The sequence below is a fragment of the Mycobacterium sp. genome, from assembly GCF_019247615.1.
Lineage (GTDB): Bacteria > Actinomycetota > Actinomycetes > Mycobacteriales > Mycobacteriaceae > Mycobacterium.
Map to the genome: position 1 here is coordinate 1 of NZ_JAFBAT010000315.1, position 22108 is coordinate 22108.

Here is a 22108-nt window from a genome sequence, read left to right on the forward strand (position 1 = left end):
CGAGCGGTCAAGAACTATCGGTGTCCCGGGTGTGATCACGAGATCCGTTCCGGCACGGCACACGTGGTGGTGTGGCCGACGGATTCGCCGCTCGCCGGCGCGGATGACCGGCGACACTGGCACAGTCCGTGCTGGGCCAACCGAGCAACTCGCGCCCCGACCCGACGCTGGTCTTGACAGCTGGGTGTTACGAGTCCGGTTCGACCAGCTCGATCAACACCCCGCCGGCGTCCTTGGGATGGATGAAGTTGATCCGCGAGTTCGCCGTGCCGCGGCGGGCCGCTTCGTAGACCAACCGGACGCCCTGCGAACGCAGCCGCTCGCTGAGCCTCTCGAGGTCGCTGACCCGAACGGCCAGCTGCTGGATGCCCGGCCCGCGCTTGTCAATGAACTTGGCGATCACCGACGTCTCATCGAGCGGGGCCATCAACTGGATCTGCGCGGTGGTGCCCGGCACCGAGAGCATCGCCTCGCGGATGCCCTGATCGTCGTTGACTTCCTCATGGACCAGGATCATCCCGAGGTGGTCGTGGTACCACTCGATCGAAGCATCCAGGTCGGCGACCGCGATGCCGACGTGATCGAGGCCGGTCACCAAGGAGGTTGCCAGCAACTGACGGGCGTCAACTTGATCGGTCGTCATCACTCCACGGTAACGTGGCGGCAACGATTGCGCTTCGCGGGGTGGCCGAACCACCCGTCCGCGCACGCCCAGGAGGTACCCATGACGACGTCGGTGATCGTTGCTGGAGCGAGGACACCCATCGGCAAGCTGATGGGTTCCCTGAAGGATTTCTCGGCCGCCGACCTGGGCGCCATCGCGATCGCCGGCGCCCTGGAGAAGGCAAAGCTGCCGGCGTCGGCGGTGGAATACGTGATCATGGGCCAGGTGTTGACGGCCGGGGCCGGCCAGATGCCCGCACGGCAGGCCGCGGTGGCCGCCGGGATCGGCTGGGACGTTCCGGCGCTGACCATCAACAAGATGTGCCTGTCCGGCATCGACGCGATCGCGCTCGCCGACCAGCTCATTCGCGCCGGAGAGTTCGACGTGGTGGTGGCCGGTGGCCAGGAATCCATGACGAAAGCGCCCCACCTGCTGATGGACAGCCGCGCGGGTTATAGATACGGCGACGTCACCGTCGTGGACCACATGGCCTACGACGGGCTGCACGACGTGTTCACCGACCAACCCATGGGTGCCCTCACCGAGCAGCGCAACGACGCCGACAAGTTCACCCGCGCCGAACAGGACGAGTACGCCGCCCGCTCGCACCAGAAAGCGGCCGCCGCCTGGAAGGACGGGGTCTTCGCCGACGAAGTCGTGCCGGTGAATATCCCCCAGCGCAAGGGGGATCCGCTGCAGTTCACCGAGGACGAGGGAATCCGCGCCGACACCACCGCCGAATCCCTGACCGCTCTCAAGCCGGCGTTCCGCAGGGACGGCACCATCACGGCCGGCTCGGCGTCGCAGATCTCGGACGGTGCGGCTGCCGTCGTGGTGATGAACAAGGACAGGGCACAGGACCTCGGGCTGACGTGGCTTGTTGAGATAGGAGCGCATGGTGTCGTGGCCGGTCCCGATTCGACGCTGCAGGCGCAGCCGGCCAACGCGATCAAGAAGGCGCTTGGCCGCGAAGGCATCGCCGTTGACCAGCTGGATGTGGTGGAGATCAATGAGGCGTTCGCGGCGGTTGCGCTGGCCTCGACGCGCGCACTCGGCGTGGACCCGGAGATCGTCAACGTCAACGGCGGCGCCATAGCCGTCGGGCATCCGATCGGCATGTCGGGAGCCAGGATCACCCTGCACGTTGCCCTTGAATTGGCGCGCCGCGGCTCGGGTTACGGCGTTGCGGCCTTGTGCGGAGGCGGCGGCCAGGGCGACGCGCTGATCCTCCGGGCCGGTTAGCCCGGCTCTTGCCAGCGCCGCGCCCGCCTTCGGCGGCGTTGCTGGCGGACAGCCACGCCGCCAAGTGTGATTTTCGTCATATCAGCTGATCAAGCGGTCTCGACCACGGTCGCGGAAGGCACGCTGTCGACGAAAGCTTCACCGCCACCGGCTGGATCGGCAGCCGAAGCGCATGACAGACTTGACGGCGTGACGCGTCCGCGATCCTCGATCGGGCCCGCGATGGCCGGTGCGGTCGATTTGTCCGGTCTCAAGCAGCGAGCCCAGCAGAAGGCCTCGGCGGCCGGCCCCGACAGCCGAGGCACGCCGACCCCGGGCACGACGGAAGTCACCGAGGCCAATTTCGAAGCCGAGGTGCTGATCCGGTCCGACGAAGTACCGGTCGTCGTGCTGCTGTGGTCTCCGCGTAGTGACGCCTGCGTCGAGCTGCTCGAGACGCTGTCCGGCCTGGCCGCGGAGGACAGCGGCCGCTGGTCGCTGGCGGCCGTCAACGTCGATGTGACGCCCAGGATTGCCCAGATATTCGGTGTCGAAGCGGTCCCCACCGTGGTGGCGTTGGCCGCCGGGCAGCCGCTCTCCAGCTTCCAGGGCCTGCAGCCGCCCGACGAGTTGCGTCGGTGGGTGGACTCGCTGCTTTCAGCGACCGCCGGAAAGTTAAGGGGGCCAAGCGATTACGACGGCGTAGCCGGCGAGGTCGATCCCGAGCTGGACCGGGCACGTCAACAGCTCGAGTCCGGCGATTTCGGCGCCGCCAAAGCTTCGTATCAGGCGATTCTGGATGCCGATCCGAGCAGCGCCGAGGCGAAGGCCGCGATCCGGCAGATCGATTTCCTGATGCGCGCCACGGCACAGCGTCCGGACGCCGTCGCCGTCGCCGATGCCGGCCCTGATGACATCGATGCGGCGTTCGCGGCCGCCGATGTGCAGATCCTCAACCACGAGGTGAACGCGGCCTTCGACCGCCTGATCGCCTTGGTGCGCAGCACATCCGGAGACGAGCGCACCCGGGTGAGGACGCGGCTGATCGAACTGTTCGAACTTTTCGATCCGACCGACCCCGAGGTGGTCGCCGGTCGGCGCAACCTGGCCAACGCGCTCTACTGATCCGTCGCCGATCGCTCGTCGTATTAAAGCTCGGGTTCTAGCCACAACGCCGAGGTGGGCGGCAGCACCAGCACCGCGGAGGCGGGGCGGCCGTGCCACGGGTCCTCGGTGGCGTCGACGCCTCCCATGTTGCCGATGCCCGAGCCGTTGTAAACCGTTGCGTCGGTGTTGAGAACCTCGCGCCAGCGGCCGGCCGACGGTAGGCCCAGTCGATAGCCGCTATGCTCTGCTCCCGCGAAGTTGAACACACAGGCCATGACCGAACCGTCCTTGCCGTAACGAAGGAAGCTCAGCACGTTGTTTGCGGAATCGTTGGCGTCGATCCACGAATATCCCTCGGGCACGGTGTCCTGGCTCCACAACGCCGAGTGGCCGCGATAGATGTCATTGAGGTCGCGCACCAGACGCAAGATTCCGTTCGAGAAGCCCTGTTCGTCGAGCTGCCACCAATCTAGCCCGTACTGCTCGGACCACTCGGCGCGCTGGCCGAATTCCTGTCCCATGAACAACAATTGCTTGCCCGGGTGCGCCCACTGGTAGGCGAGTAAGCTGCGCAGACCGGCCGCCTTGACGTGGTTGTTGCCCGGCATCCGCCCCCACAGCGTGCCCTTGCCGTGCACCACCTCGTCGTGGCTGAGCGGCAAAACGTAATTCTCGCTGAATGCGTACAGCATCGAGAACGTCATCTCATGGTGGTGGTAGCTGCGGTGGATCGGGTCGCGGCTGATGTAGCCGAGCGTGTCGTGCATCCAACCAATGTTCCATTTCATCGAAAAGCCCAGGCCGCCAAGGTTGGTCGGCCGTGTCACCCCGGGCCACGATGTCGACTCCTCGGCAATGGTGACGATCCCGGGGGCGGCTTTGTGGGCAGTGGCGTTCATCTCCTGCAGGAACTGCACCGCCTCCAGGTTCTCGCGGCCACCGTAGATGTTCGGGGTCCAGCCCCCCGGCGGACGGGAGTAGTCCAAGTAGAGCATCGACGCGACCGCGTCCACCCGCAGGCCGTCGATGTGGAACTCTTCGAGCCAATACAAGGCGTTGGCCACGAGGAAGTTGCGCACCTCCGCGCGCCCGAAGTCGAAAACGTAAGTGCCCCAGTCGAGTTGCTCCCCACGCTTGGGGTCGGAGTGCTCGTAGAGCGGGGTGCCGTCGAATCGTCCCAGCGCCCAGGCGTCCTTGGGGAAGTGCGCCGGCACCCAGTCCACGATGACGGCGATCCCGGCCTGATGCAGGGCGTCGACCAGCGCCCGAAAATCGTCCGGTGTCCCGAATCGCGATGTCGGCGCATAGTACGACGTGACCTGGTATCCCCATGACCCGGCGAATGGATGCTCGGCGACGGGTAGCAGTTCCACGTGGGTAAACCCATGCTCCACAACGTAATCCGTCAGCTCGTGGGCGAGCTGGCGATAGCTGAGTCCGGGACGCCACGAGCCGAGGTGGACCTCGTAGGTGCTCATCGGCTCGAACACCGGGTTGCGTTGCGCGCGTCGCGCCATCCAGTCGGCGTCCTGCCAGGTGTACTCACTGCTCGTCACGCGCGATGCGGTCTGCGGGGGCACTTCGGTGGCGAAGGCGAACGGGTCGGCCCGTTCGCTGACGACACCGTCGGCGCCGTGAACGCGGAACTTGTACAGCCCACCCACCGCGAAATCGGGCCAGAAGAGCTCCCACACTCCGGAGGAACCCAACACCCGCATGGGCGCGTCGTTTCCGGTCCAGCCGTTGAACTCGCCGATCAAGTTGACGCCCTTGGCATTGGGCGCCCAAACGGCGAACGACACCCCGGTCACGACGCCGTCGGCCGTCTTGAACGACCGAGGATGGGCGCCGAGGACCTCCCAGAGTCGCTCATGGCGGCCTTCGTTGAACAGGTGAAGGTCGACTTCACCCAGCGTCGGCAGGAAACGGTAGGCGTCGGCAACGACGTACGGGTCGGAGCCCTCGTAGGTCACCTGCAGCCGATAGTCGATCAGGTCGATGAACGGCAGCGCCACGGCGAACAGGCCGGCCTCAATGTGCTGCAGCGGGAACCGTTCCCCACCGACGAGCGCGACGACTTCCCGGGCGTGGGGACGAAATGCCCGGATGACGGTGTGGTCGCCGTATTCGTGGGCGCCGAGGATGCTGTGCGGGTTGTGATGGGCACCGGCCACCAGTCGCGCCAGGTCGGCGGGGTCGGGCGCCAGGTTGACTCCGGCGAGTTGGTCGGCTCGGCTCATAGCAACTCATCTCCTGCGTAGCAGAGTGCTTCGGGATTCGTACGGTATGAGAGGCATGTTGATGATGTGTGCGACCGCCTGCGCGGGGTCGATGCGAACATAATTTGATTGCCCCCACTGAAATTCTTGGCCGGTGATCTCATCGCGTACCCAAAACCGCTCATAGGGCTCCATACCCAGAGCCGGCATGTCCAACCAGAGCATTCCCTCCTCGGGACCGAACGCGTTGAGGGTCACCACCACCAGCACGCAGTCACCGCTGGCCGGGTCGAACTTGCTGTAGGCCAGCAGCGCGTCGTTGTCCACGCCGTGGAAATGGATCGTCCGCAGCTGTTGCAGCGCGGGATGCACGCGGCGAATCATGTTGAGTTGCTTGATGAACGGCTCAAGTGATCTGCCCTCGGCGAGCGCGCGCGCGTAGTCGCGGGGACGCAACTCGTACTTCTCGGAGTCCAGATACTCCTCGCTGCCCTCCCGCACGGCGCGGTGCTCGAACAGCTCGTACCCGGAGTACACGCCCCAGGCCGGACCCATGGTTGCCGCCAGCACCGCGCGAATGGCGAACATACCCGGGCCGTTGTGCTGCAGTCCCGCGTGCAGGATGTCGGGGGTGTTGACGAACAGGTTGGGTCGGCGAAAGTCCGCGAGTGCGGCGATGTCGTTGCCGAACTCGGTGAGCTCCCACTTGGCCGTTCGCCAGGTGAAGTAGCTGTAGGACTGGGTGAAGCCCAACTTGGCCAGGCCGTACTGACGGGCCGGCGGGGTGAAGGCCTCCGACAGAAACAGCACGTCCGGGTCGCTGTCTTTGACCTGACCGATCAGCCAGGCCCAGAAATTCGGCGGCTTGGTGTGCGGATTATCGACCCGAAAGAACTTGATGCCGTGATCGACCCAGTGGCGGACCACGCGCAACACCTCGTCGTAGAGACCAGCGGGGTCGTTGTCGAAGTTGATCGGATAGATGTCCTGATACTTCTTGGGGGGATTCTCGGCATAGGCGATGGTCCCGTCCGGCAATTCGGTGAACCACTGCCGGTGTTCGCGCGCCCACGGATGGTCCGGCGCGCATTGCAGCGCCAGATCCAGGGCCACCTCCATGCCCAGATCGCCTGCCGCGGCAACGAATTCGTCGAAGTCGTCGATAGTGCCCAGGTCCGGGTGAACGGCGTCATGGCCGCCCTCGTCGCTGCCGATTGCCCACGGCGATCCGACATCGCCGGGAGCGGCGGCGGGGGAGTTGTTGCGGCCCTTGCGGTGGACCTTGCCGATCGGATGAATCGGCGGCAGGTAGACGACATCGAAGCCCATGTCCGCTATCCGCGGAAGCTGCTCGGCGGCGGTGGCAAAGGTGCCGTGTACCGGCTTTCCGTCGGCGTCCCACCCGCCGGTCGAGCGGGGGAACATCTCGTACCACGCGCCGAACCGGGCCAGCGGCCGATCCACCCACACCCCGAACTGCTCGCCGCGGGTGAGCAGATCCCGCAACGGGTAAGCGGCCAACAGTTCTTCGATCTCGGGACTCAGGGCCAGCGCGGTGCGGGTGACCGGGTCGCCGGGTGTCCGCAGCGCTTCGGCCACCGCCCGCAGCGGGTCGCGCCGCGCCCGCGGAACGCCGGTCGCGGCACGCTCGAACAGTTTCGCGCCGACGAGCAGGTCGTTGGACAGTTCCGTCTCGCCCTGGCCGGCGTCCAGCTTCGCGATCAAACCATGTCGCCACGAGTGGATGGGGTCGCCCCACCCGTCGACGCGGAAGGTCCATAGGCCCACACGGTCGGGGGTGAACTGGCCGTGAAACACGTAGGGTTCCTGCCCCTCCGTCATCGGAAGTAGCAGCGGCTTGACCCGTTGCTCCTTGACGGCACTGCCCGCGACCGCCGAAGCCGGGCGTTCGGGAGCCTCGACCGCCTTGAGATGGCGGGTCTCCGTCACCTGCGGGTACCTGCGCCCGAAGTAGCGCACGACGAGCGTTGCCGCCACGGCCTCGTGGCCTTCCCGCCACACGGCCGCGCTCACCGGGACGATTTCGCCCACCACGGCCTTGGCGGGGTAGGTGCCGCAGGAGACGACGGGCTCGACGTTATCGATCTCGACACGACCGGGCACAATCACTCCGTTCCATTTCTCCGGTTCCTCATCCGCCCGCTTCGCGGGCGGACATCGTCACCGAAGCCGTTCCATTTCTCCGGTTCCTCATCCGCCCGGACCTCACCGAAGCCCTTCCGACTGTGTGCGGCCAAACCGCGGTGTGCTCCATCGCGGAATGCCGCGGAATGCCTTTGCGTCTGGCGAAACTTCTTGTCGTGGGGCACTTCGAACCGAAGGGGAAGCATCGTTGCAGCCCCAACAAGTACCCGATACCCACCCTAGTGTCCGGTCACACACCCGGACGCAAACGGTCAGTCGGTCGCCCTGCGAGCGTCGGAATCGTCAGTAAGGTAATGACGTGTGAAAGCTCTCCGTCGCTTTACCGTCCGCGCGCATTTGCCGGATCGTCTCGCCGCGCTCGACCAGCTCTCCACCAATTTGCGGTGGTCCTGGGACAAACCGACACAGGAGTTGTTTGCGAGCATTGAGCCGACGCTGTGGGTGCGGTGCGGGTGTGATCCGTTTGCGTTGCTCGGAGCGGTCAACCCCGCACGGCTCGACGAGTTGGCGCTCGACGAAGAATTCCTGCGCCGGCTCGATGAGCGGGCCGCCGACCTGAACGATTACCTGAGCCGTCCCCGCTGGTATCAGCAGCGCCAGGACGAATGCTCCGACGCCGAGGCGATGCCGACGGCGATCGCCTATTTCTCCATGGAGTTCGGCGTCGCCGAGGTGTTGCCCAACTACTCGGGCGGCTTGGGCATCCTTGCGGGCGACCACTTGAAGTCCGCGTCCGACCTCGGGGTGCCGCTGATCGCGGTCGGCCTCTACTACCGCTCCGGGTACTTTCGGCAGTCGCTGAGCGCGGACGGCTGGCAGAACGAGACCTACCCGGCACTGGATCCGCAGGGGCTGCCCCTGCGGCTGCTCACCACTGCGACCGGCGATCCGGCGCTGGTGGAGCTGACACTTCCCGACTCCGACCAGCTGCGGGCCAGGATCTGGGTGGCGCAGGTCGGTCGTGTTCCGCTGCTGTTGCTGGATTCCGACGTCCCCGAGAACGAGCATGAACTGCGCGGCGTCACCGACCGCCTGTACGGCGGCGATCAGGAGCATCGGATGCGGCAGGAAATCCTGGCCGGCATCGGCGGCGTGCGCGCGATCCGCGCGTTCAGCGCCATCGAAGGATCGCTCCCGCCCGAGGTGTTCCATATGAACGAGGGGCACGCCGGTTTCCTCGGGTTGGAACGCATCCGCGAGTTGATGACCGATTCCGGGTTGGACTTCGACACCGCGTTGACGGTGGTGCGGTCCAGCACCGTGTTCACCACCCACACCCCCGTCCCGGCCGGCATCGACCGGTTCGCGGTCGACATGATTCGGCTCTACTTCGATGACCGGACGGAGGGCGGTCCCGGCGACGACCGGGATGACAAGGATGCGCCTGCCCTGTTGCCGGGGGTCCCCACCGTCCGGATAGTTGCACTCGGCGCCGAGGACGACCCGACCAAATTCAACATGGCCCATATGGGACTGCGCCTGGCGCAACGTGCCAACGGTGTTTCGTTGCTGCACGGCCGGGTGAGCCGGGCGATGTTCAACGAGCTGTGGCCGGGCTTCGACGCGGACGAGGTGCCGATCGGGTCGATCACCAACGGTGTTCACGCGCTTACCTGGGCGGCGCCGCAGTGGTTGCAGCTCGGGCGCGAGCTGGCCGGATCCGACTCGTTCTCCGACCCGGGCGTGTGGCTGCGACTTCAACAGGTAGACCCGGGTCACCTGTGGTGGATCCGCTCGGAATTGCGGTCATTGCTGGTCGAGGACGTGCGGGTGAGACTGCGCCGTTCGTGGCTGGAGCGCGGTGCGTCAGACGCCGAATTGAGTTGGATATCAACGGCTTTCGACCCGAACGTGCTTACCATCGGGTTTGCCCGACGGGTGCCGACGTACAAGCGGCTGACGCTGATGCTGCGCGACCCCGATCGCCTGGAACAGCTGCTGCTCGACAAGGAAAGGCCCATCCAGCTGATCGTGGCCGGCAAGTCGCACCCGGCCGACGACGGCGGGAAGGCGCTGATCCAGCAGGTGGTGCGTTTCGCCGACCGGCCGCAGATGCGCCACCGCATCGCCTTTTTGCCCGACTACGACATGTCAATGGCCCGGCTGCTGTACTGGGGCTGCGACGTCTGGCTGAACAACCCGCTGCGGCCCCTGGAAGCCTGCGGTACCTCGGGCATGAAGAGCGCGCTCAACGGCGGCCTGAACCTGTCCATCCGCGACGGCTGGTGGGATGAATGGTACGACGGCGAAAACGGTTGGGCCATACCGTCTGCCGACGGCGTGGCGGATGAAGCGCGGCGCGACGAGTTGGAGTCCAGCGCGCTTTACAACCTGCTGGAACAGGCGGTGGCACCGAAGTTCTACGAGCGTGACGAACACGGCGTGCCGCCCCGGTGGATCGAAATGGTGCGCCACACCTTGCAAACCCTGGGCCCGAGGGTCCTCGCTTCCCGCATGGTGCGCGACTACGTCGAGAAGTATTACGCTCCGGCCGCGCAATCGCTACGCCGGACGGTCGCATCCTCCGCGGGCGCTGAAACTGACGCGGCGGAAGGCCAATTCGGCGCCGCTCGTGAGCTGGCCGCCTACCGTCGGCGCGTTGAGGAAGCATGGCCCAGGATCGAAATCACCGACGTCGACAGCACCGGCCTGCCGGACACTCCGGTGCTTGGTTCGAAGCTGACCCTGACCGCAACGGTGCAGCTGGCCGGGCTCGCCCACGACGAGGTGACGGTGCAGGCCGTGGTGGGCCGAGTTGATTCCGGTGATGTGCTGCTGGACCCGATCACCGTCGAGATGTCGTATACGGGCACGGCCGAAGGCGGCAACCAGGTCTTCGCGACCACCACACCGCTGCCGCTGGCCGGGGCTGTCGGGTACACCGTTCGCGTGCTGCCCCTTCATCCCATGCTCGCCGCCGCCAACGAGCTAGGCCTAGTCACACTTGCTCGCTAACCCGGCAGCCTCTCCGAGGCGGTCCGCAGACGTTCCAAAGCCCCGCGGACCTGTGCCGCATTGGTCGTTTGCCAAAACGGCGGAAGGGAAGCACGCAGGTAGGCGCCGTAGCCGGCGGTGACCATCCGGGAGTCGAGCACCGCGACCACGCCGCGGTCCGTGTCACGACGCAACAGCCGACCGGACCCCTGCGCCAGCAGGAGCGCGGCGTGGGCGGCGGCCACGGCCATGAAGCCGTTTCCGCCGCGGGCGGCCACCGCGCGCTGCCGCGCGCCCAGCAGCGGGTCGTCGGGCCGGGGGAACGGGATGCGGTCGATCAACACCAGGGACAGCGAAGGCCCGGGTACGTCGACGCCCTGCCACAGGGACAGGGTTCCGAACAGCGAGGTCTCCTCGTCGGCGCTGAATTGCTCGACCAGCGCGGAGGTGCTGTCGTCGCCCTGACACAGCACGGGTGTCTGCAACCGTTCCCGCACGGCCTCGGCCGCGGCCCGGGCGGCCCGCATCGACGAGAACAGGCCCAGCGTGCGACCACCAGCGGCGGTGATGAGCTCGGCGATTTCGGCGAGCTGCTCGGCGGAGCCGGTGCCGTCGCGGCCCGGCGGCGGCAAATGGGCTGCGACATAGAGGATTCCGGCCTTGGCATGGTGGAACGGAGACCCGACGTCGAGGCCCCGCCACGGTGGCCGGTCTCCCGAGTCGTCTTCAGTGTCGACTCCGCTCAGCCCCCACGCCGTGGCCATTGCGTCGAAGGATCCCCCGATGGTCAGTGTTGCCGATGTCAGCACCGCGGTCGAACGCGAGAACACCCGTTCGCGCAGCAGCCCCGCGACCGATAGCGGCGCCACTCGCAGCACGGGGCGCGGCGGCCCGCGGTTGTCCTCCTGCTCGAGCCACACCACGTCGGTGCGCTCGGGAATGGCCGGGGCGAAAGACGTCAATATTCGCGACGTGGTGTCGGAAATCTCGCTCAGCGCGGCGACGGCTTCGGCGCGTGCCGACGCCGCCCGCGAATCGGCCCTGGAATCCGGTCGGATGTCGACCGCCGATCGTGCCGTGGCGGCCACATCGCGCAGCGCCGCCAGGTAGGTCGCCATCTCGTCATCGAGGCGATCGATCCGCCCCGGCCTGATGATTTGAGCGTCGTGGATGGCCGCGGCGAAGTTCGCCACGGTGGCCTCCAGCCGCTGGATGATTTCCGGATCCACCAGGCGGGTGATCCGCCGGGCGACGGCGCCGAGGGTTTCCGGCGTCAACTCGGCGGTGGCCACCGACGTCATGCGGTCCACCAGCTCGTGCGCCTCGTCAACCACCAGCAGAGTGTGTTCCGGCAGCACCGCCGAGTCGGCGACTGCGTCGATGGCCAACAACGCATGGTTGGTGACGACGATATCGGCGGCGCCGGCTCGGCCTCGCGCCCGTTCGGAGAAGCACTCGGAGCCGAAGGGGCAGCGTGCCACGCCGAGGCATTCCCGCGCAGAAACGCTGACCTGGGACCAGGATCGCTCCGGCACACCGGGTTTCAGGTCGTCGCGGTCACCGGAATCGGTCGTCGACGCCCAAGCGGTGAGCCGTTGCACATCGCGCCCCAGGGCGGTGACCGCCATGGCGTCGAAAAGTTCTTCCTGCGGCCGGCGAGCGCCGTCGTCGCCGTCGGCATCGGCGGTGCCACCGTTGTGAACCTTGTTCAGACACAGGTAGTTTCGTCGTCCCTTCAGCAATGCGAACCGCGGCGGGCGGGGCAGAGAATCGGCCAGCGAGTCGGCCAGTCGGGGTAGGTCGCGGTCGACCAGCTGGCGCTGCAACGCGATCGTGGCCGTCGACACGACGACGGGTGACTCGTCGCGCAGCGAGTGGACAATCGCGGGAATCAAGTATGCGAGCGACTTGCCGGTGCCGGTTCCGGCCTGCACCACGAGGTGCTCGCCCGTCTGGAAGGCCTCTGCCACCGCGGCGGCCATCTCCTGCTGGCCGCTGCGCCCGCTGCCGCCGATCGCTGCGACGGCGACGGCGAGGAGCTCAAGGACCGAGACGTCGGACATTGCTCACGCCGGGATGTGAGTGGTGGGGATCGCCGGCTCGCCGTGCGAAAGATTCAAGCCCTCCCAAGGCAGGCTGCGCAGCCCCGAAGCGACGAGCTTGCGCGCCGCGGCGAGGGCGCACTCACCGGTGTCGGCCACGGTCCGGCCGCCGCGCACCAGCGGGACGGTCAGCACGCGCGACGGTCCGGTGGTCTCGGGTGGGCGGCCGGCCGGATACACCACCTCCTCGGTGATGGTGCCCGTTGCCCGACACGTCCGAAGCGCCTCCTTGTGACCGCCGTGGGACTCCTTGTGGCTGCTGCGCTTCTGGACCGGCATGCCGTCCACTTCGACAAGCTTGTAGACCATGCTCGCGGTCGGGGCGCCCGAGCCGGTCACCAGGGACGTTCCGACCCCGAACATATCTACCGGTTCGGCGCGCAGCGCCGCGATGGAAAACTCGTCAAGATCACCAGACACCACAATGCGGGTTTCGTTGGCCCCGAGCCGGTCCAACTGCTCGCGCACCTGGCGGGCCAGCACCGCCAGCTCGCCGGAGTCGATGCGGACCGCGCCAAGCGCAGTCCCGGCGGCGGCCACCGCGTTCGCCACGCCGGTCGTCACGTCATAGGTGTCAACCAGCAGCGTGGTGTCAACCCCCAAAGCGTCGACCTGCGAACGAAACGCGGCCAGCTCAGTCATTTCCAGAGGAACGTTTCGCTGAGCATGCAGCATGGTGAACGCGTGGGCGGCGGTGCCCGCCGCGGGGATCCCGTATCGCCGTTGGGCCTCCAGGTTGGAGGAGGCGGAGAAGCCCGCGATATACGCGGCGCGCGCCGCCGCGACCGCCGCGCGTTCGTGCGTTCGGCGTGAGCCCATCTCGATCAGCGGGCGTTCCTCGGCGGCGCTGACCATTCGCGCGGCCGCGGAGGCGACCGCGGTGTCGTGATTGAAGATCGACAGCGCCAGCGTTTCGAGAATCACGCATTCGGCGAAGCCGCCGGTGACTGAAAGTATGGGCGATCCGGGGAAGTACAGCTCGCCCTCCGCGTAGCCGTCGATGTCGCCGGCGAACCGGAAATCACGCAGGTAATCCACAGCGTGTTGGTCGACGAATCGCTCCAGCAGCTGGTAGGCGTCGTCGTCGAAGCTGAACTGCGGCAATGACTCCAGCAGCCGGCCGGTCCCGGCGACCACGCCGTATCGGCGGCCATCGGGGAGGCGTCGTGCGAACAGTTCGAAGGTGGTCCGCCGGTTCGCGGTGCCATCTCGCAGCGCAGCCGCCAACATCGTCAACTCGTATTTGTCGGTCAGCAGCCCAGCCAGGAGCGGCTCGTTCATTCCGCAACGGTAACGGCCGACCGCAACTCGGGAACGGCCGGCGGCAGGGTGGCGGTCCTCGGTATCGTGTAACGCATGGTTGTTGCGTCAGCGCCCACCAAGCCCGCATCGCGGCCGGGCACCACCGGGCAACGCGAGGCCGCTCCGGTCGACGTCACGGCCAGTCCGTGGGTCACCATCGTATGGGACGACCCCGTCAACCTGATGACCTATGTAACGTATGTTTTCCAAAAGTTGTTCGGCTACAGCGAACCGCACGCCACCAAGTTGATGCTGCAGGTCCACAACGAAGGCAAGGCGGTGGTGTCGGCGGGTACCCGGGAGTCCATGGAAGTCGACGTGGCCAAACTGCATGCCGCTGGTTTGTGGGCGACCATGCAGCAGGATAGGTGAGGTTCGAGGGCGCCCGAGGTTCCTTGTGCGCAAGTGGAAGCGCGTCGACACCGCAAACGGCCCCCGTTTCCGGTCCGCCCTGGCATCACATGAGGCCGCTCTGCTCACGAACCTCGTCACCGCCATGATCGGCCTGCTCGACGAGCGCGAATCTTGCGCGCCCCCAGACGAACTCGAGGAGATCACGGGCATCAAGACCGGCAGTGCCGAGCCCCCGAGCGATCCGACATTGCGTCGGCTGCTGCCGGATTTCCACAAGCCCGATTTTCACCAGCCGGATGACCGGACGCCCACGGCCGCCGACACCTCGGACAGCCTCAACGCCGCTCTGCGCAGTCTGCACGAACCGGAGATCATCGACGCCAAACGTGCTGCGGCAAAGCACTTATTGGCCACCGTTCCGGAAAACGGCGGCCGTTTCGAGCTGACCCGCGAAGACGCCGACGCCTGGGTCGCGGCCGTCAACGACATTCGATTGACGCTGGGAGTCATGCTCGAGATCGGTCCGCAAGGCCCGGATCGCCTGCCGGCCGACCATCCGCTGGCGGTGCACTTCGACGTTTACCAGTGGCTGACGGTCCTGCAGGAGTACCTGGTCCTCGCCTTGATGGGGCGATGATGATCGAGGCGGCCGGATGAATACAATCACCGACGTCGGGGGAATCCGGGTCGGCCACCACCAGCGCCTGGATGCGGACGCGTCGTTGGGCGCGGGTTGGGCCTGCGGCGTCACGGTGGTGCTGACGCCGCCCGGGACCGTATGCGGCGTCGATTGCCGCGGCGGCGCGCCGGGCACCCGGGAAACCGATCTGCTGGATCCCGCCAACACCGTGCGCTTCGTCGACGCCGTCCTGCTTGCCGGTGGCAGTGCCTACGGCCTGGCGGCCGCGGACGGCGTCATGCGCTGGCTGGAGGAGCGGCAACGCGGCGTGCGCCTGGACGGCGGTGTGGTGCCCATCGTGCCGGCCGCGGTGATCTTCGATCTGCCGGTTGGTGGCTGGGACCGCCGGCCGACGGCCGACTTCGGCTATGCGGCGTGCGAGGCCGCCGACGGTCAAGGCGGTGTCATCGCGGTGGGGACCGTCGGCGCCGGGGTGGGCGCGCGGGCCGGTGTGCTCAAAGGCGGTCTCGGGACAGCGTCCATGACTTTGCCGTCCGGCGTCACCGTCGGCGCGGTCGTCGCCGTCAACTCGGCGGGCGACGTCGTCGATCGGGCCACCGGCCTGCCGTGGATGGCGGACATGATCGAAGAGTTCGCACTCACTTCGCCGCCCGCGGGCGAGATCGAGGCGTTCGCGCAGTTGCCCTCGGCGTTGCATCCGCTGAATACGACGATCGCCGTGGTGGCCACCGACGCGTCGCTGAGCGCGGCCGCCTGCCGGCGGGTGGCAATCGCGGCCCACGACGGCCTCGCCCGCACGATCCGGCCCGCCCATACCCCGCTGGACGGCGATACGGTTTTCGCGCTGGCCACCGGGGCGGTCGAGGTGGCGCCGGTCGTCGCGGACAAGCCGCCGCCAGCCGCGTTCTCGCCGGAGACGGGGCTGGTCACCGAGATCGGCGTCGCGGCGGCCGATTGCCTGGCCCGCGCGGTGCTGGTGGGGGTGCTGGCCGCCCAATCGGTCGCCGGAATACCGACCTACCGCGACGTGTTGCCCGGTGCCTTCGGCCCCTGGCCCAGGCACAGCTAGCCTGGACGATGCCGAATGCGCTTCAGAAGGCAGCTGTGGACGTGACCGAAGCATGTGCGGCAATGCAGAACGACATGAGGAGCGGCGCTTGACCCAAGGACATCCGCGGGCGCCAGCAACCAGGCCGAAGAAGCGGCCGACGTGGATGGTCGGCGCGGCGACGATCCTCACGTTCGTGGCGCTGCTATACCTTGTCGAGCTGGCCGACCAACTGACGCGGCATTCGCTGGACGTCAACGGAATCAGGCCACTGGAAACCGACGGGCTGTGGGGGATCATTTTCGCCCCCTTCCTCCACGCCAACTGGCAACACCTGATGGCCAACACCGTGCCGCTACTGGTGCTCGGTTTTCTCATGACGCTGGCCGGGTTGTCTCGGTTCGTCTGGGCCACCGCGATCGTGTGGATTCTGGGCGGGTTTGGCACCTGGCTGATCGGCAATCTGGGCAGCAATTGCGGCCCCACGGACCACATCGGGGCGTCCGGGCTGATTTTCGGTTGGCTGGCATTCCTGCTGGTGTTCGGGATCTTCGTGCGCCGGTTTTGGGACATCGTCATCGGACTGGTCGTGTTAATCGCCTACGGCGGCGTGTTGCTCGGCGCCATGCCTGTGCTCGGCAGATGCGGTGGCGTGTCGTGGCAGGGCCACCTGTGTGGCGCGATCGCCGGGGTGGTGGCGGCCTATCTGTTGTCCGCGCCCGAGCGCAAGGCCCGCGCGCCGCGCAAGGCCCGCGCGCCGCGCAAGGCCGGCCCACGGCGCGCCAAGAGATGACGTCGCCACTCGCGCCCGTCGGGGTCTTCGACTCGGGCGTCGGGGGACTGACCGTCGCGCGGGCGATCATCGACCAGCTGCCCGACGAGGACATGATCTACGTCGGCGACACCGCCAACGGCCCCTATGGCCCGCTCACGATCGCCGAGGTGCGTTCCCACGCTCTGGCGGTCGGCGACGATCTGGTCGACCGGGGCGTCAAGGCGCTGGTGATCGCGTGCAACACGGCGTCCGCGGCGTGCCTGCGCGATGCTCGTGAGCGCTACAACGTCCCCGTCATCGAGGTGATCCTGCCGGCCGTGCGCCGCGCCGTCAGCACCACCCGCAGCGGCCGCATCGGTGTCATCGGCACCCGGGCGACCATCGACTCGCACGCCTATCAGGACGCGTTCGCCGCCGCTCGCGACGCGGAGGTCACGGCGGTGGCCTGTCCCCGGTTCGTCGACTTCGTCGAGCGCGGCGTGACCAGCGGTCGTCAGGTGCTCGGCCTGGCCGAGGGCTATCTCGAGCCGCTGCAGCGCGCGCAGGTCGACACGCTGGTGCTGGGGTGCACCCATTACCCGCTGCTTTCCGGGCTGATTCAGCTGGCGATGGGCGACAACGTGACGCTGGTCTCCAGCGCCGAGGAAACCGCGAAGGAAGTGCTTCGGGTGCTCACCGAGCGCGATTTGCTGCGACCCCATGACGCGCCGCCGGCCACCCGAGTGTTCGAAGCCACTGGCGATCCCGATGCGTTCACTAGATTGGCGACGCGCTTCCTGGGACCCTCGATGACCGGCGTCGAGCCGGTTCATCGCTTCCGCGTCCACTAGCGGCACACCGCCGACACGGCCGCGAGAGATTCTGATCACAAGAAAGAGGTGATGTTTTCTCCATCGTGCGATCGGGCATGGCACAGTAGTGTGCGTGCGAATAACCGTACTCGGCTGCTCCGGCAGCGTCGTGGGTCCGGATTCGCCTGCATCGGGTTATCTGCTTCGGGCGCCGGATGCCCCACCGCTGGTCCTCGACTTCGGCGGGGGCGTTCTCGGCGCGCTGCAGCGGTACGCCGACCCCAGCACCGTGAACGTGCTGCTGTCACATCTGCACGCCGACCATTGTCTGGACATGCCCGGCCTGTTCGTGTGGCGGCGCTACCATCCGTCGCGCCCCGCGGGCAAGTCGCTGTTGTACGGGCCCAGTGACACCTGGTCTCGGTTGGGTGCAGCATCTTCCCCTTACGGCGGCGAAATCGACGACTGCTCGGACATCTTCGAAGTTCACCACTGGGTGGATGGCGAACCCGCGCATTTCGGGTCCCTCACGGTGTTGCCGCGGGTGGTGGCGCACCCCACCGAGTCCTACGGCCTGCGGATCACGGACGCCAGCGGGGCCTCCTTCGTTTACAGCGGCGACACCGGCATGTGCGATCAGCTTGTCGAATTGGCCCGCGACGCCGACGTTTTCCTCTGCGAGGCCTCCTGGACGCACGCGCCGGATCGTCCGTTGGCCTTGCACCTGTCGGGCACCGAGGCCGGCAGGGTCGCGAAGCAGGCCGGCGTACGCGAGCTGCTGCTGACGCACATTCCGCCGTGGACTTCGCGCGAGGACGTGATCACCGAGGCCAAGGCCGAGTTCGACGGCCCCGTGCACGCGGTGGTGTGCGGCGAGACCTTCGACGTCCGCCGCTCCGAGCGGGTCTGAGCCAACCGCGCTCGGTTGGCTAGGGTTGTTGGGTGTCCAAACGAGAAGACGGCCGCCTTGACGACGAGCTTCGCCCCGTGGTCATCAACCGTGGGTTCACCGACCACCCGGCGGGTTCGGTGCTGATCGAATTCGGTCACACGAAGGTCTTGTGCACCGCGAGCGTCACCGAGGGTGTACCGCGCTGGCGCAAGGGGTCCGGACTCGGATGGCTCACCGCCGAGTACGCAATGCTGCCGTCGGCCACTCATACGCGCTCCGATCGCGAATCGGTGAAGGGTCGGCTCAGCGGACGTACCCAGGAGATAAGTCGGCTGATCGGCCGCTCGCTGCGGGCGTGCATCGACCTTAGGGCCTTGGGGGAGAACACGATTGCCGTCGACTGCGATGTGCTGCAGGCCGACGGCGGAACACGCACCGCGGCCATCACCGGCGCCTACGTCGCCCTGGCCGACGCGGTGACCTACCTGTCCGCGGCGGGCAAGCTTTCGGACCCGCGGCCCCTGTCGTGCGCCATCGCGGCCGTCAGCGTCGGCGTTGTGGACGGCCGGATTCGGGTCGACCTGCCCTACGAGGAAGACTCCCGCGCCGAGGTCGACATGAACGTCGTTGCCACCGACACCGGAACCCTGGTCGAGGTCCAGGGCACCGGCGAGGGCGCGACGTTCCCGCGCTCGACGCTGGACAAGCTGCTCGACGTGGCGCTGGCCGCGTGCGACCAGTTGTTCGCCTACCAGCGCTCAGCCCTGGAGCAGCCGTACCCGGGCGTGCTGCCCGAGGGGCCGACGCCATCGAAGGCGTTCGGCAGCTGACCCGCCTGCTGGTTGCCAGCCGCAACCCCAAGAAGCTGGCCGAGCTGCGCCGCGTGCTCGACGGCGCGGGCGTGTCGCGGTTGACGCTGGTGTCGCTGGACGACGTGGCGCCGTTCGACGAGGCCCCCGAAACCGGTGCGACCTTCGAGGACAACGCGCTGGCCAAGGCGCGCGGCGCGTTCGCCGCGACGGGCCTGGCGTGCGTGGCCGACGACTCGGGCTTGGAGGTGGCCGCGCTGAACGGGATGCCCGCCGTGCTGTCGGCGCGCTGGTCGGGCCACCACGGCGACGACGCGGCTAACACCTCACTCTTGTTGGCGCAGCTGCGCGACGTTCCCGACGAACGGCGCGGCGCGGCGTTCGTGTCGGCCTGCGCGCTGGTCTCGGCGTCCAGCGCGGTGGTCGTCCGCGGCGAGTGGCCCGGCTCCATCGCGCGGGCACCCCGAGGCGACGGCGGGTTCGGCTACGACCCAGTGTTCCTTCCCGACGGCAGCGACCGCACCGCCGCGGAGTTGAGCCCGGCGGAGAAGGACGCGGTGTCGCATCGCGGCCGCGCGCTGGCGCTGCTGGTGCCTGCGCTTCATGACTTGGCCGCGCCCCGTACGTGAACCTGGCCGCACGCGCGGGGCCTACAGCCCAAAGCGCGCCTTGACGGCCTTGGTCTGGAAGTGCTCGACGATGATGCCGAGCAGCGGGATGGTGCCGGACAGCAGCACGCCGATGGTCTTGCCGATCGGCCAGCGGACCTTGATCGCGAGGTTGAACGCCGCCAAGACGTAGGCGAAGTACACCCAACCGTGCACCACCTCGATCCAGCGGATCTCGTGATGGAACGCCAGGTGCGAGACGATCTCGTAGCACAGCGCGATGAGCCAGAGACCCGTCGTCCACGCCATCACCCGGTAGGCGAGCAATGCCGTGCGGATCTTCTCGACCGGGAAGGCGGGCGCCGGCGCGTCAGGCGTCTCGGGTGTGGTCATGCGGTGGTCCTGTTCTCCTTCTCGGCGTCTTTTTTGGCGAGCTCGGCCAGGTAGGCGTTGTACTCCCGCAGCGCGGGATCGTCGGGCGGCGGCTGCGCCGGCTTGGGCCGCTCGGGCAGCAGGCCGGCGGGTATCTCGCTCATCTCGCCGCTCGTGTGCGGTTGCGGTGGCTCCTCTTCATAGCGCACGAACTTGCGATAGGCGTAAACGCAGAACCAGGCGAACAGCGGCCACTGCAGCGCGTAGCCGAGGTTCTGGAAGGTGCCCGAGACCGACTGGAACCTGGTCCATTGCCACCAGCCCAGCGCCAGGCAGCCGCACGCCGCGACGATCACCAACGCGATCAGCGCGGGCCTGCGACGAGGGGTTGTTGGCACCCCTTGACGGTACCGCTCACGATTTGGGCCCGACGAATTCGTCGAGGCGTGCCACCGCGGCCTTGCGGTAGATGGCGATGACGTACTGGCTGGGCCGAGTCCACGGAATCTCAAGGGAGTCCAGCGCCGCGCAGAACAGCCCTCGAATGTCGTCGGACCGGTTGGAGAAGTGGTAGCGGACACTGCGGACTCCGCGATCATTGGCCACCACGCGACAACCGTCGCTATCGATCAGACCGCGAATAAATTCCTCGGTGGCTTGTTCGACCAGCAGCTCCTGCCACCGCTCCAGGCGAATCGGCCTCAGGTGCTTCTTGCCTGGGCCGTGTTGCGGCAAGAGGCACGGCCAGTGCTGGGAGCAGAGCGAGACGACGACGCACCCTCTCGGTTGCGGCTCGACAGATGCACGCTGGCCGGGCATCAGTGAGTCGACGGCCACCCGACAGCGCTCGATAATTTCTGGGTATTTCTTGTCCAACGTGATGCGCAAACGCCAAACCCGCCGGTTGCGCGAGACACAGCCATCGCCGAGATACAGACCAAGGATGTCGGAGTACGACGCTGCCGGAAACGCGGAGAAGTCGTGAACGATGCCGCAATTCGATCCAAACGATAGTCGTGGCCGAATCTGTTGGCGGCATCGCCAGTCGCGTACCGTCGGTCTCGGCACACCGAGCTGACGCGCGATGGCGCAGTCGTTTACGCCCGCTGCGACGAGGCGCTGAGCTGCCTCGAACTGCTCAGCCGGCCACATCGAAAGTCCTTCGTCGGTTTGGGGGCCACGCTAGGCCGCCCCACCGACAAGCGAGCGATAAGATCGCTAGGTCCGCGGGCGTGGCGAAATTGGCTTACGCGCCGGCTTTAGGTGCCGGTGCTCGAAAGAGCATGAGGGTTCGAGTCCCTCCGCCCGCACTCTTCCGGACGGCACGGCGCCGTGCCCACGTTTCGTCGCGCATTCCGCGGGTAACCGCGTTGAACCGCAGTAAGGAAGGTGTGCCATGGCCACCGGACATGAGCCACTCGAGCAGGCCATCACGGCCGCGGAGGTGGACCGAGCAGAAAACCGAGCAGCACAGGCCCGCGAACGGGCCGCACTCGCGGGCCTTTCCGCGGCCCGCAGCTTCGAGGAGTCCGCGCGCCACCACGAACATGTCGCAATGGTGCAAGACGTGACCGCCGAACAAGGCGCGTCCCATTCGGAAGTGCACCGCAGGTCCGCGTTCCGCCATCGCCAGGCGGCAGCCGACGACCGAAAACTGGCCCAGCGGAAGCGAAAAGAGTGCGAAGCCGACCTGTCCGCCGACACCGACCGGTAGCGATCACCCGAAAAGTTCGCGGTGCCGTTCGACGTAGTGCCGCACGGTCTCCGCGGGACGGCCGGTGATGCGCTCGACATCGTCGGTCGACCGGTTGTAGCGGTCCTCGCGGTGCAGCCGCGCCATGGTGGCGATGTGCTGCTCCACGTGCGGCGGCATTCCAAGCGCGGCGAGCTCGCGTAGCCACTCGTCATCGGGCGGCCGAAGGCCGGTGACGGGCCGGCCCAGGGCTTGCGAGTACCGCTCGGCCAGCTCGTCGACGGAAAGCGTTGCGGGGCCGGTCAATTCGTAGACCGCACCAAGATGCTCCGCCGGCGCCACCAGCACCGCGGTGATGACGTCGGCGACGTCGCTGGCGGCGACGGGTGACGTGCGCCCGCTGCCGAAGGG

At 67.3% G+C, this 22108-nt stretch carries 20 protein-coding genes, 1 tRNA gene and 3 pseudogenes; 14 read left to right on the forward strand and 10 right to left on the reverse strand.

Going from position 1 to position 22108, the window contains the following annotated elements; genetic code table 11:
- A pseudogene (locus JO059_RS22125) lies at positions 1-177 on the forward strand (hypothetical protein); the annotation flags it as partial.
- 10 nt (positions 178-187) lie between these two features.
- On the opposite strand, the gene mce reads toward JO059_RS22125, so the two are convergent.
- Positions 188-646, reverse strand: coding sequence for a methylmalonyl-CoA epimerase (gene mce / locus JO059_RS22130; protein ID WP_293322772.1), 459 nt, complete (start codon positions 644-646; stop codon positions 188-190).
- Between the two features lie 78 nt (positions 647-724).
- Between mce and JO059_RS22135 the strand changes: the two genes are divergently transcribed.
- Positions 725-1906 (forward strand): acetyl-CoA C-acetyltransferase, encoded by a 1182-nt coding sequence (locus JO059_RS22135; protein WP_293322774.1) that lies wholly within the window; start codon positions 725-727, stop codon positions 1904-1906.
- Positions 1907-2095: 189 nt separating this feature from the next.
- Positions 2096-3010: a co-chaperone YbbN gene (locus tag JO059_RS22140; RefSeq protein ID WP_293322776.1), complete on the forward strand. Its 915-nt coding sequence runs from the start codon at positions 2096-2098 to the stop codon at positions 3008-3010.
- A gap of 23 nt (positions 3011-3033) precedes the next feature.
- On the opposite strand, the gene glgB is transcribed toward JO059_RS22140, so the two are convergent.
- Both glgB and JO059_RS22150 read right to left on the reverse strand, forming a co-directional pair.
- Positions 3034-5232 carry a 1,4-alpha-glucan branching protein GlgB gene (gene glgB / locus JO059_RS22145; protein WP_293322778.1) on the reverse strand — a complete coding sequence of 733 codons (2199 nt, stop codon included), beginning with the start codon at positions 5230-5232 and terminating at the stop codon, positions 3034-3036.
- Between the two features lie 6 nt (positions 5233-5238).
- Positions 5239-7335 carry an alpha-1,4-glucan--maltose-1-phosphate maltosyltransferase gene (locus JO059_RS22150; RefSeq protein ID WP_293322780.1) on the reverse strand — a complete coding sequence of 699 codons (2097 nt, stop codon included), beginning with the start codon at positions 7333-7335 and terminating at the stop codon, positions 5239-5241.
- 342 nt (positions 7336-7677) lie between these two features.
- Between JO059_RS22150 and glgP the strand changes: the two genes are divergently transcribed.
- On the forward strand, positions 7678-10332 hold the full coding sequence (gene glgP / locus JO059_RS22155; protein ID WP_293322782.1) for an alpha-glucan family phosphorylase: 2655 nt from the start codon (positions 7678-7680) through the stop codon (positions 10330-10332).
- Here glgP and JO059_RS22160 read toward each other — a convergent pair.
- Together JO059_RS22160 and JO059_RS22165 are read right to left on the reverse strand one after the other, a co-directional pair.
- The gene (locus JO059_RS22160; RefSeq protein WP_293322784.1) at positions 10329-12374 is read right to left on the reverse strand and encodes an ATP-dependent DNA helicase; all 2046 of its coding nucleotides are present in this window, start codon (positions 12372-12374) and stop codon (positions 10329-10331) included. The genes glgP and JO059_RS22160 overlap by 4 nt on opposite strands.
- A 3-nt stretch (positions 12375-12377) precedes the next feature.
- The gene (locus JO059_RS22165) at positions 12378-13694 is read right to left on the reverse strand and encodes a nicotinate phosphoribosyltransferase (RefSeq protein WP_293322786.1); all 1317 of its coding nucleotides are present in this window, start codon (positions 13692-13694) and stop codon (positions 12378-12380) included.
- 75 nt (positions 13695-13769) lie between these two features.
- On the opposite strand from JO059_RS22165, the gene clpS reads away from it, so the two are divergent.
- The 8 genes from clpS to rdgB all read left to right on the forward strand — a co-directional run bounded on the left by clpS (position 13770) and on the right by rdgB (position 19653).
- Positions 13770-14087: an ATP-dependent Clp protease adapter ClpS gene (gene clpS, locus JO059_RS22170; RefSeq protein ID WP_293322788.1), complete on the forward strand. Its 318-nt coding sequence runs from the start codon at positions 13770-13772 to the stop codon at positions 14085-14087.
- A gap of 25 nt (positions 14088-14112) precedes the next feature.
- Positions 14113-14706 carry a DUF2017 domain-containing protein gene (locus JO059_RS22175; protein ID WP_293322790.1) on the forward strand — a complete coding sequence of 198 codons (594 nt, stop codon included), beginning with the start codon at positions 14113-14115 and terminating at the stop codon, positions 14704-14706.
- A gap of 16 nt (positions 14707-14722) precedes the next feature.
- Positions 14723-15778, forward strand: a complete 1056-nt coding sequence (locus JO059_RS22180; RefSeq protein WP_293322792.1) for a P1 family peptidase — start codon at positions 14723-14725, stop codon at positions 15776-15778.
- Between the two features lie 52 nt (positions 15779-15830).
- A complete protein-coding gene (locus JO059_RS22185) occupies positions 15831-16550 on the forward strand; it encodes a rhomboid family intramembrane serine protease (protein ID WP_293322794.1) in 720 nt (239 codons plus the stop codon).
- The gene (gene murI, locus JO059_RS22190; protein WP_293322796.1) at positions 16547-17362 is read left to right on the forward strand and encodes a glutamate racemase; all 816 of its coding nucleotides are present in this window, start codon (positions 16547-16549) and stop codon (positions 17360-17362) included. The genes JO059_RS22185 and murI overlap by 4 nt, the downstream gene beginning before the upstream one ends.
- An 88-nt stretch (positions 17363-17450) precedes the next feature.
- Complete coding sequence (locus JO059_RS22195; RefSeq protein ID WP_293322798.1) at positions 17451-18233, forward strand: cyclic nucleotide-degrading phosphodiesterase; 783 nt, start codon at positions 17451-17453, stop codon at positions 18231-18233.
- Between the two features lie 32 nt (positions 18234-18265).
- Positions 18266-19045, forward strand: coding sequence for a ribonuclease PH (gene rph / locus JO059_RS22200; RefSeq protein ID WP_293322800.1), 780 nt, complete (start codon positions 18266-18268; stop codon positions 19043-19045).
- Positions 19024-19653, forward strand: a complete 630-nt coding sequence (gene rdgB, locus JO059_RS22205; protein WP_293322808.1) for an RdgB/HAM1 family non-canonical purine NTP pyrophosphatase — start codon at positions 19024-19026, stop codon at positions 19651-19653. Before rph ends, rdgB begins: the two co-directional genes overlap by 22 nt.
- Before the next feature lie 21 nt (positions 19654-19674).
- Here the strand turns inward: rdgB and JO059_RS22210 are convergent, their stop codons facing one another.
- The 4 genes and pseudogenes from JO059_RS22210 to JO059_RS22225 form a co-directional block, all read right to left on the reverse strand.
- Positions 19675-20025, reverse strand: coding sequence for a DUF3817 domain-containing protein (locus JO059_RS22210; RefSeq protein WP_293322802.1), 351 nt, complete (start codon positions 20023-20025; stop codon positions 19675-19677).
- On the reverse strand, positions 20022-20402 hold the full coding sequence (locus tag JO059_RS22215; RefSeq protein ID WP_293322804.1) for a hypothetical protein: 381 nt from the start codon (positions 20400-20402) through the stop codon (positions 20022-20024). The genes JO059_RS22210 and JO059_RS22215 overlap by 4 nt, the downstream gene beginning before the upstream one ends.
- 16 nt (positions 20403-20418) lie before the next feature.
- Positions 20419-20841, reverse strand: coding sequence for an LAGLIDADG family homing endonuclease (locus JO059_RS22220; RefSeq protein ID WP_293322810.1), 423 nt, complete (start codon positions 20839-20841; stop codon positions 20419-20421).
- A 207-nt stretch (positions 20842-21048) separates the two neighbouring features.
- Positions 21049-21156, reverse strand: a pseudogene (locus JO059_RS22225) (helix-turn-helix domain-containing protein); the annotation flags it as partial.
- Positions 21157-21230: 74 nt separating this feature from the next.
- Between JO059_RS22225 and JO059_RS22230 the strand changes: the two are divergent.
- Together JO059_RS22230 and JO059_RS22235 are read left to right on the forward strand one after the other, a co-directional pair.
- Positions 21231-21314, forward strand: a tRNA-Leu gene (locus JO059_RS22230).
- 86 nt (positions 21315-21400) lie between these two features.
- Positions 21401-21718, forward strand: a complete 318-nt coding sequence (locus tag JO059_RS22235; protein WP_293322806.1) for a hypothetical protein — start codon at positions 21401-21403, stop codon at positions 21716-21718.
- 3 nt (positions 21719-21721) lie between these two features.
- Here JO059_RS22235 and JO059_RS22240 read toward each other — a convergent pair.
- Positions 21722-22108: pseudogene (locus tag JO059_RS22240) on the reverse strand (hydroxylase); the annotation flags it as partial.

Bases quoted from the DNA above. Each gene is read 5' to 3' on its own strand.
- JO059_RS22135 (WP_293322774.1), top strand. From the start codon at position 725: ATGACGACGTCGGTGATCGTTGCTGGAGCGAGGACACCCATCGGCAAG.
- glgB (WP_293322778.1), bottom strand. From the start codon at position 5,232: ATGAGCCGAGCCGACCAACTCGCCGGAGTCAACCTGGCGCCCGACCCC.
- JO059_RS22160 (WP_293322784.1), bottom strand. From the start codon at position 12,374: ATGTCCGACGTCTCGGTCCTTGAGCTCCTCGCCGTCGCCGTCGCAGCG.
- JO059_RS22165 (WP_293322786.1), bottom strand. From the start codon at position 13,694: ATGAACGAGCCGCTCCTGGCTGGGCTGCTGACCGACAAATACGAGTTG.
- clpS (WP_293322788.1), top strand. From the start codon at position 13,770: ATGGTTGTTGCGTCAGCGCCCACCAAGCCCGCATCGCGGCCGGGCACC.
- JO059_RS22180 (WP_293322792.1), top strand. From the start codon at position 14,723: ATGAATACAATCACCGACGTCGGGGGAATCCGGGTCGGCCACCACCAG.
- JO059_RS22185 (WP_293322794.1), top strand. From the start codon at position 15,831: ATGTGCGGCAATGCAGAACGACATGAGGAGCGGCGCTTGACCCAAGGA.
- murI (WP_293322796.1), top strand. From the start codon at position 16,547: ATGACGTCGCCACTCGCGCCCGTCGGGGTCTTCGACTCGGGCGTCGGG.
- JO059_RS22210 (WP_293322802.1), bottom strand. From the start codon at position 20,025: ATGACCACACCCGAGACGCCTGACGCGCCGGCGCCCGCCTTCCCGGTC.
- JO059_RS22235 (WP_293322806.1), top strand. From the start codon at position 21,401: ATGGCCACCGGACATGAGCCACTCGAGCAGGCCATCACGGCCGCGGAG.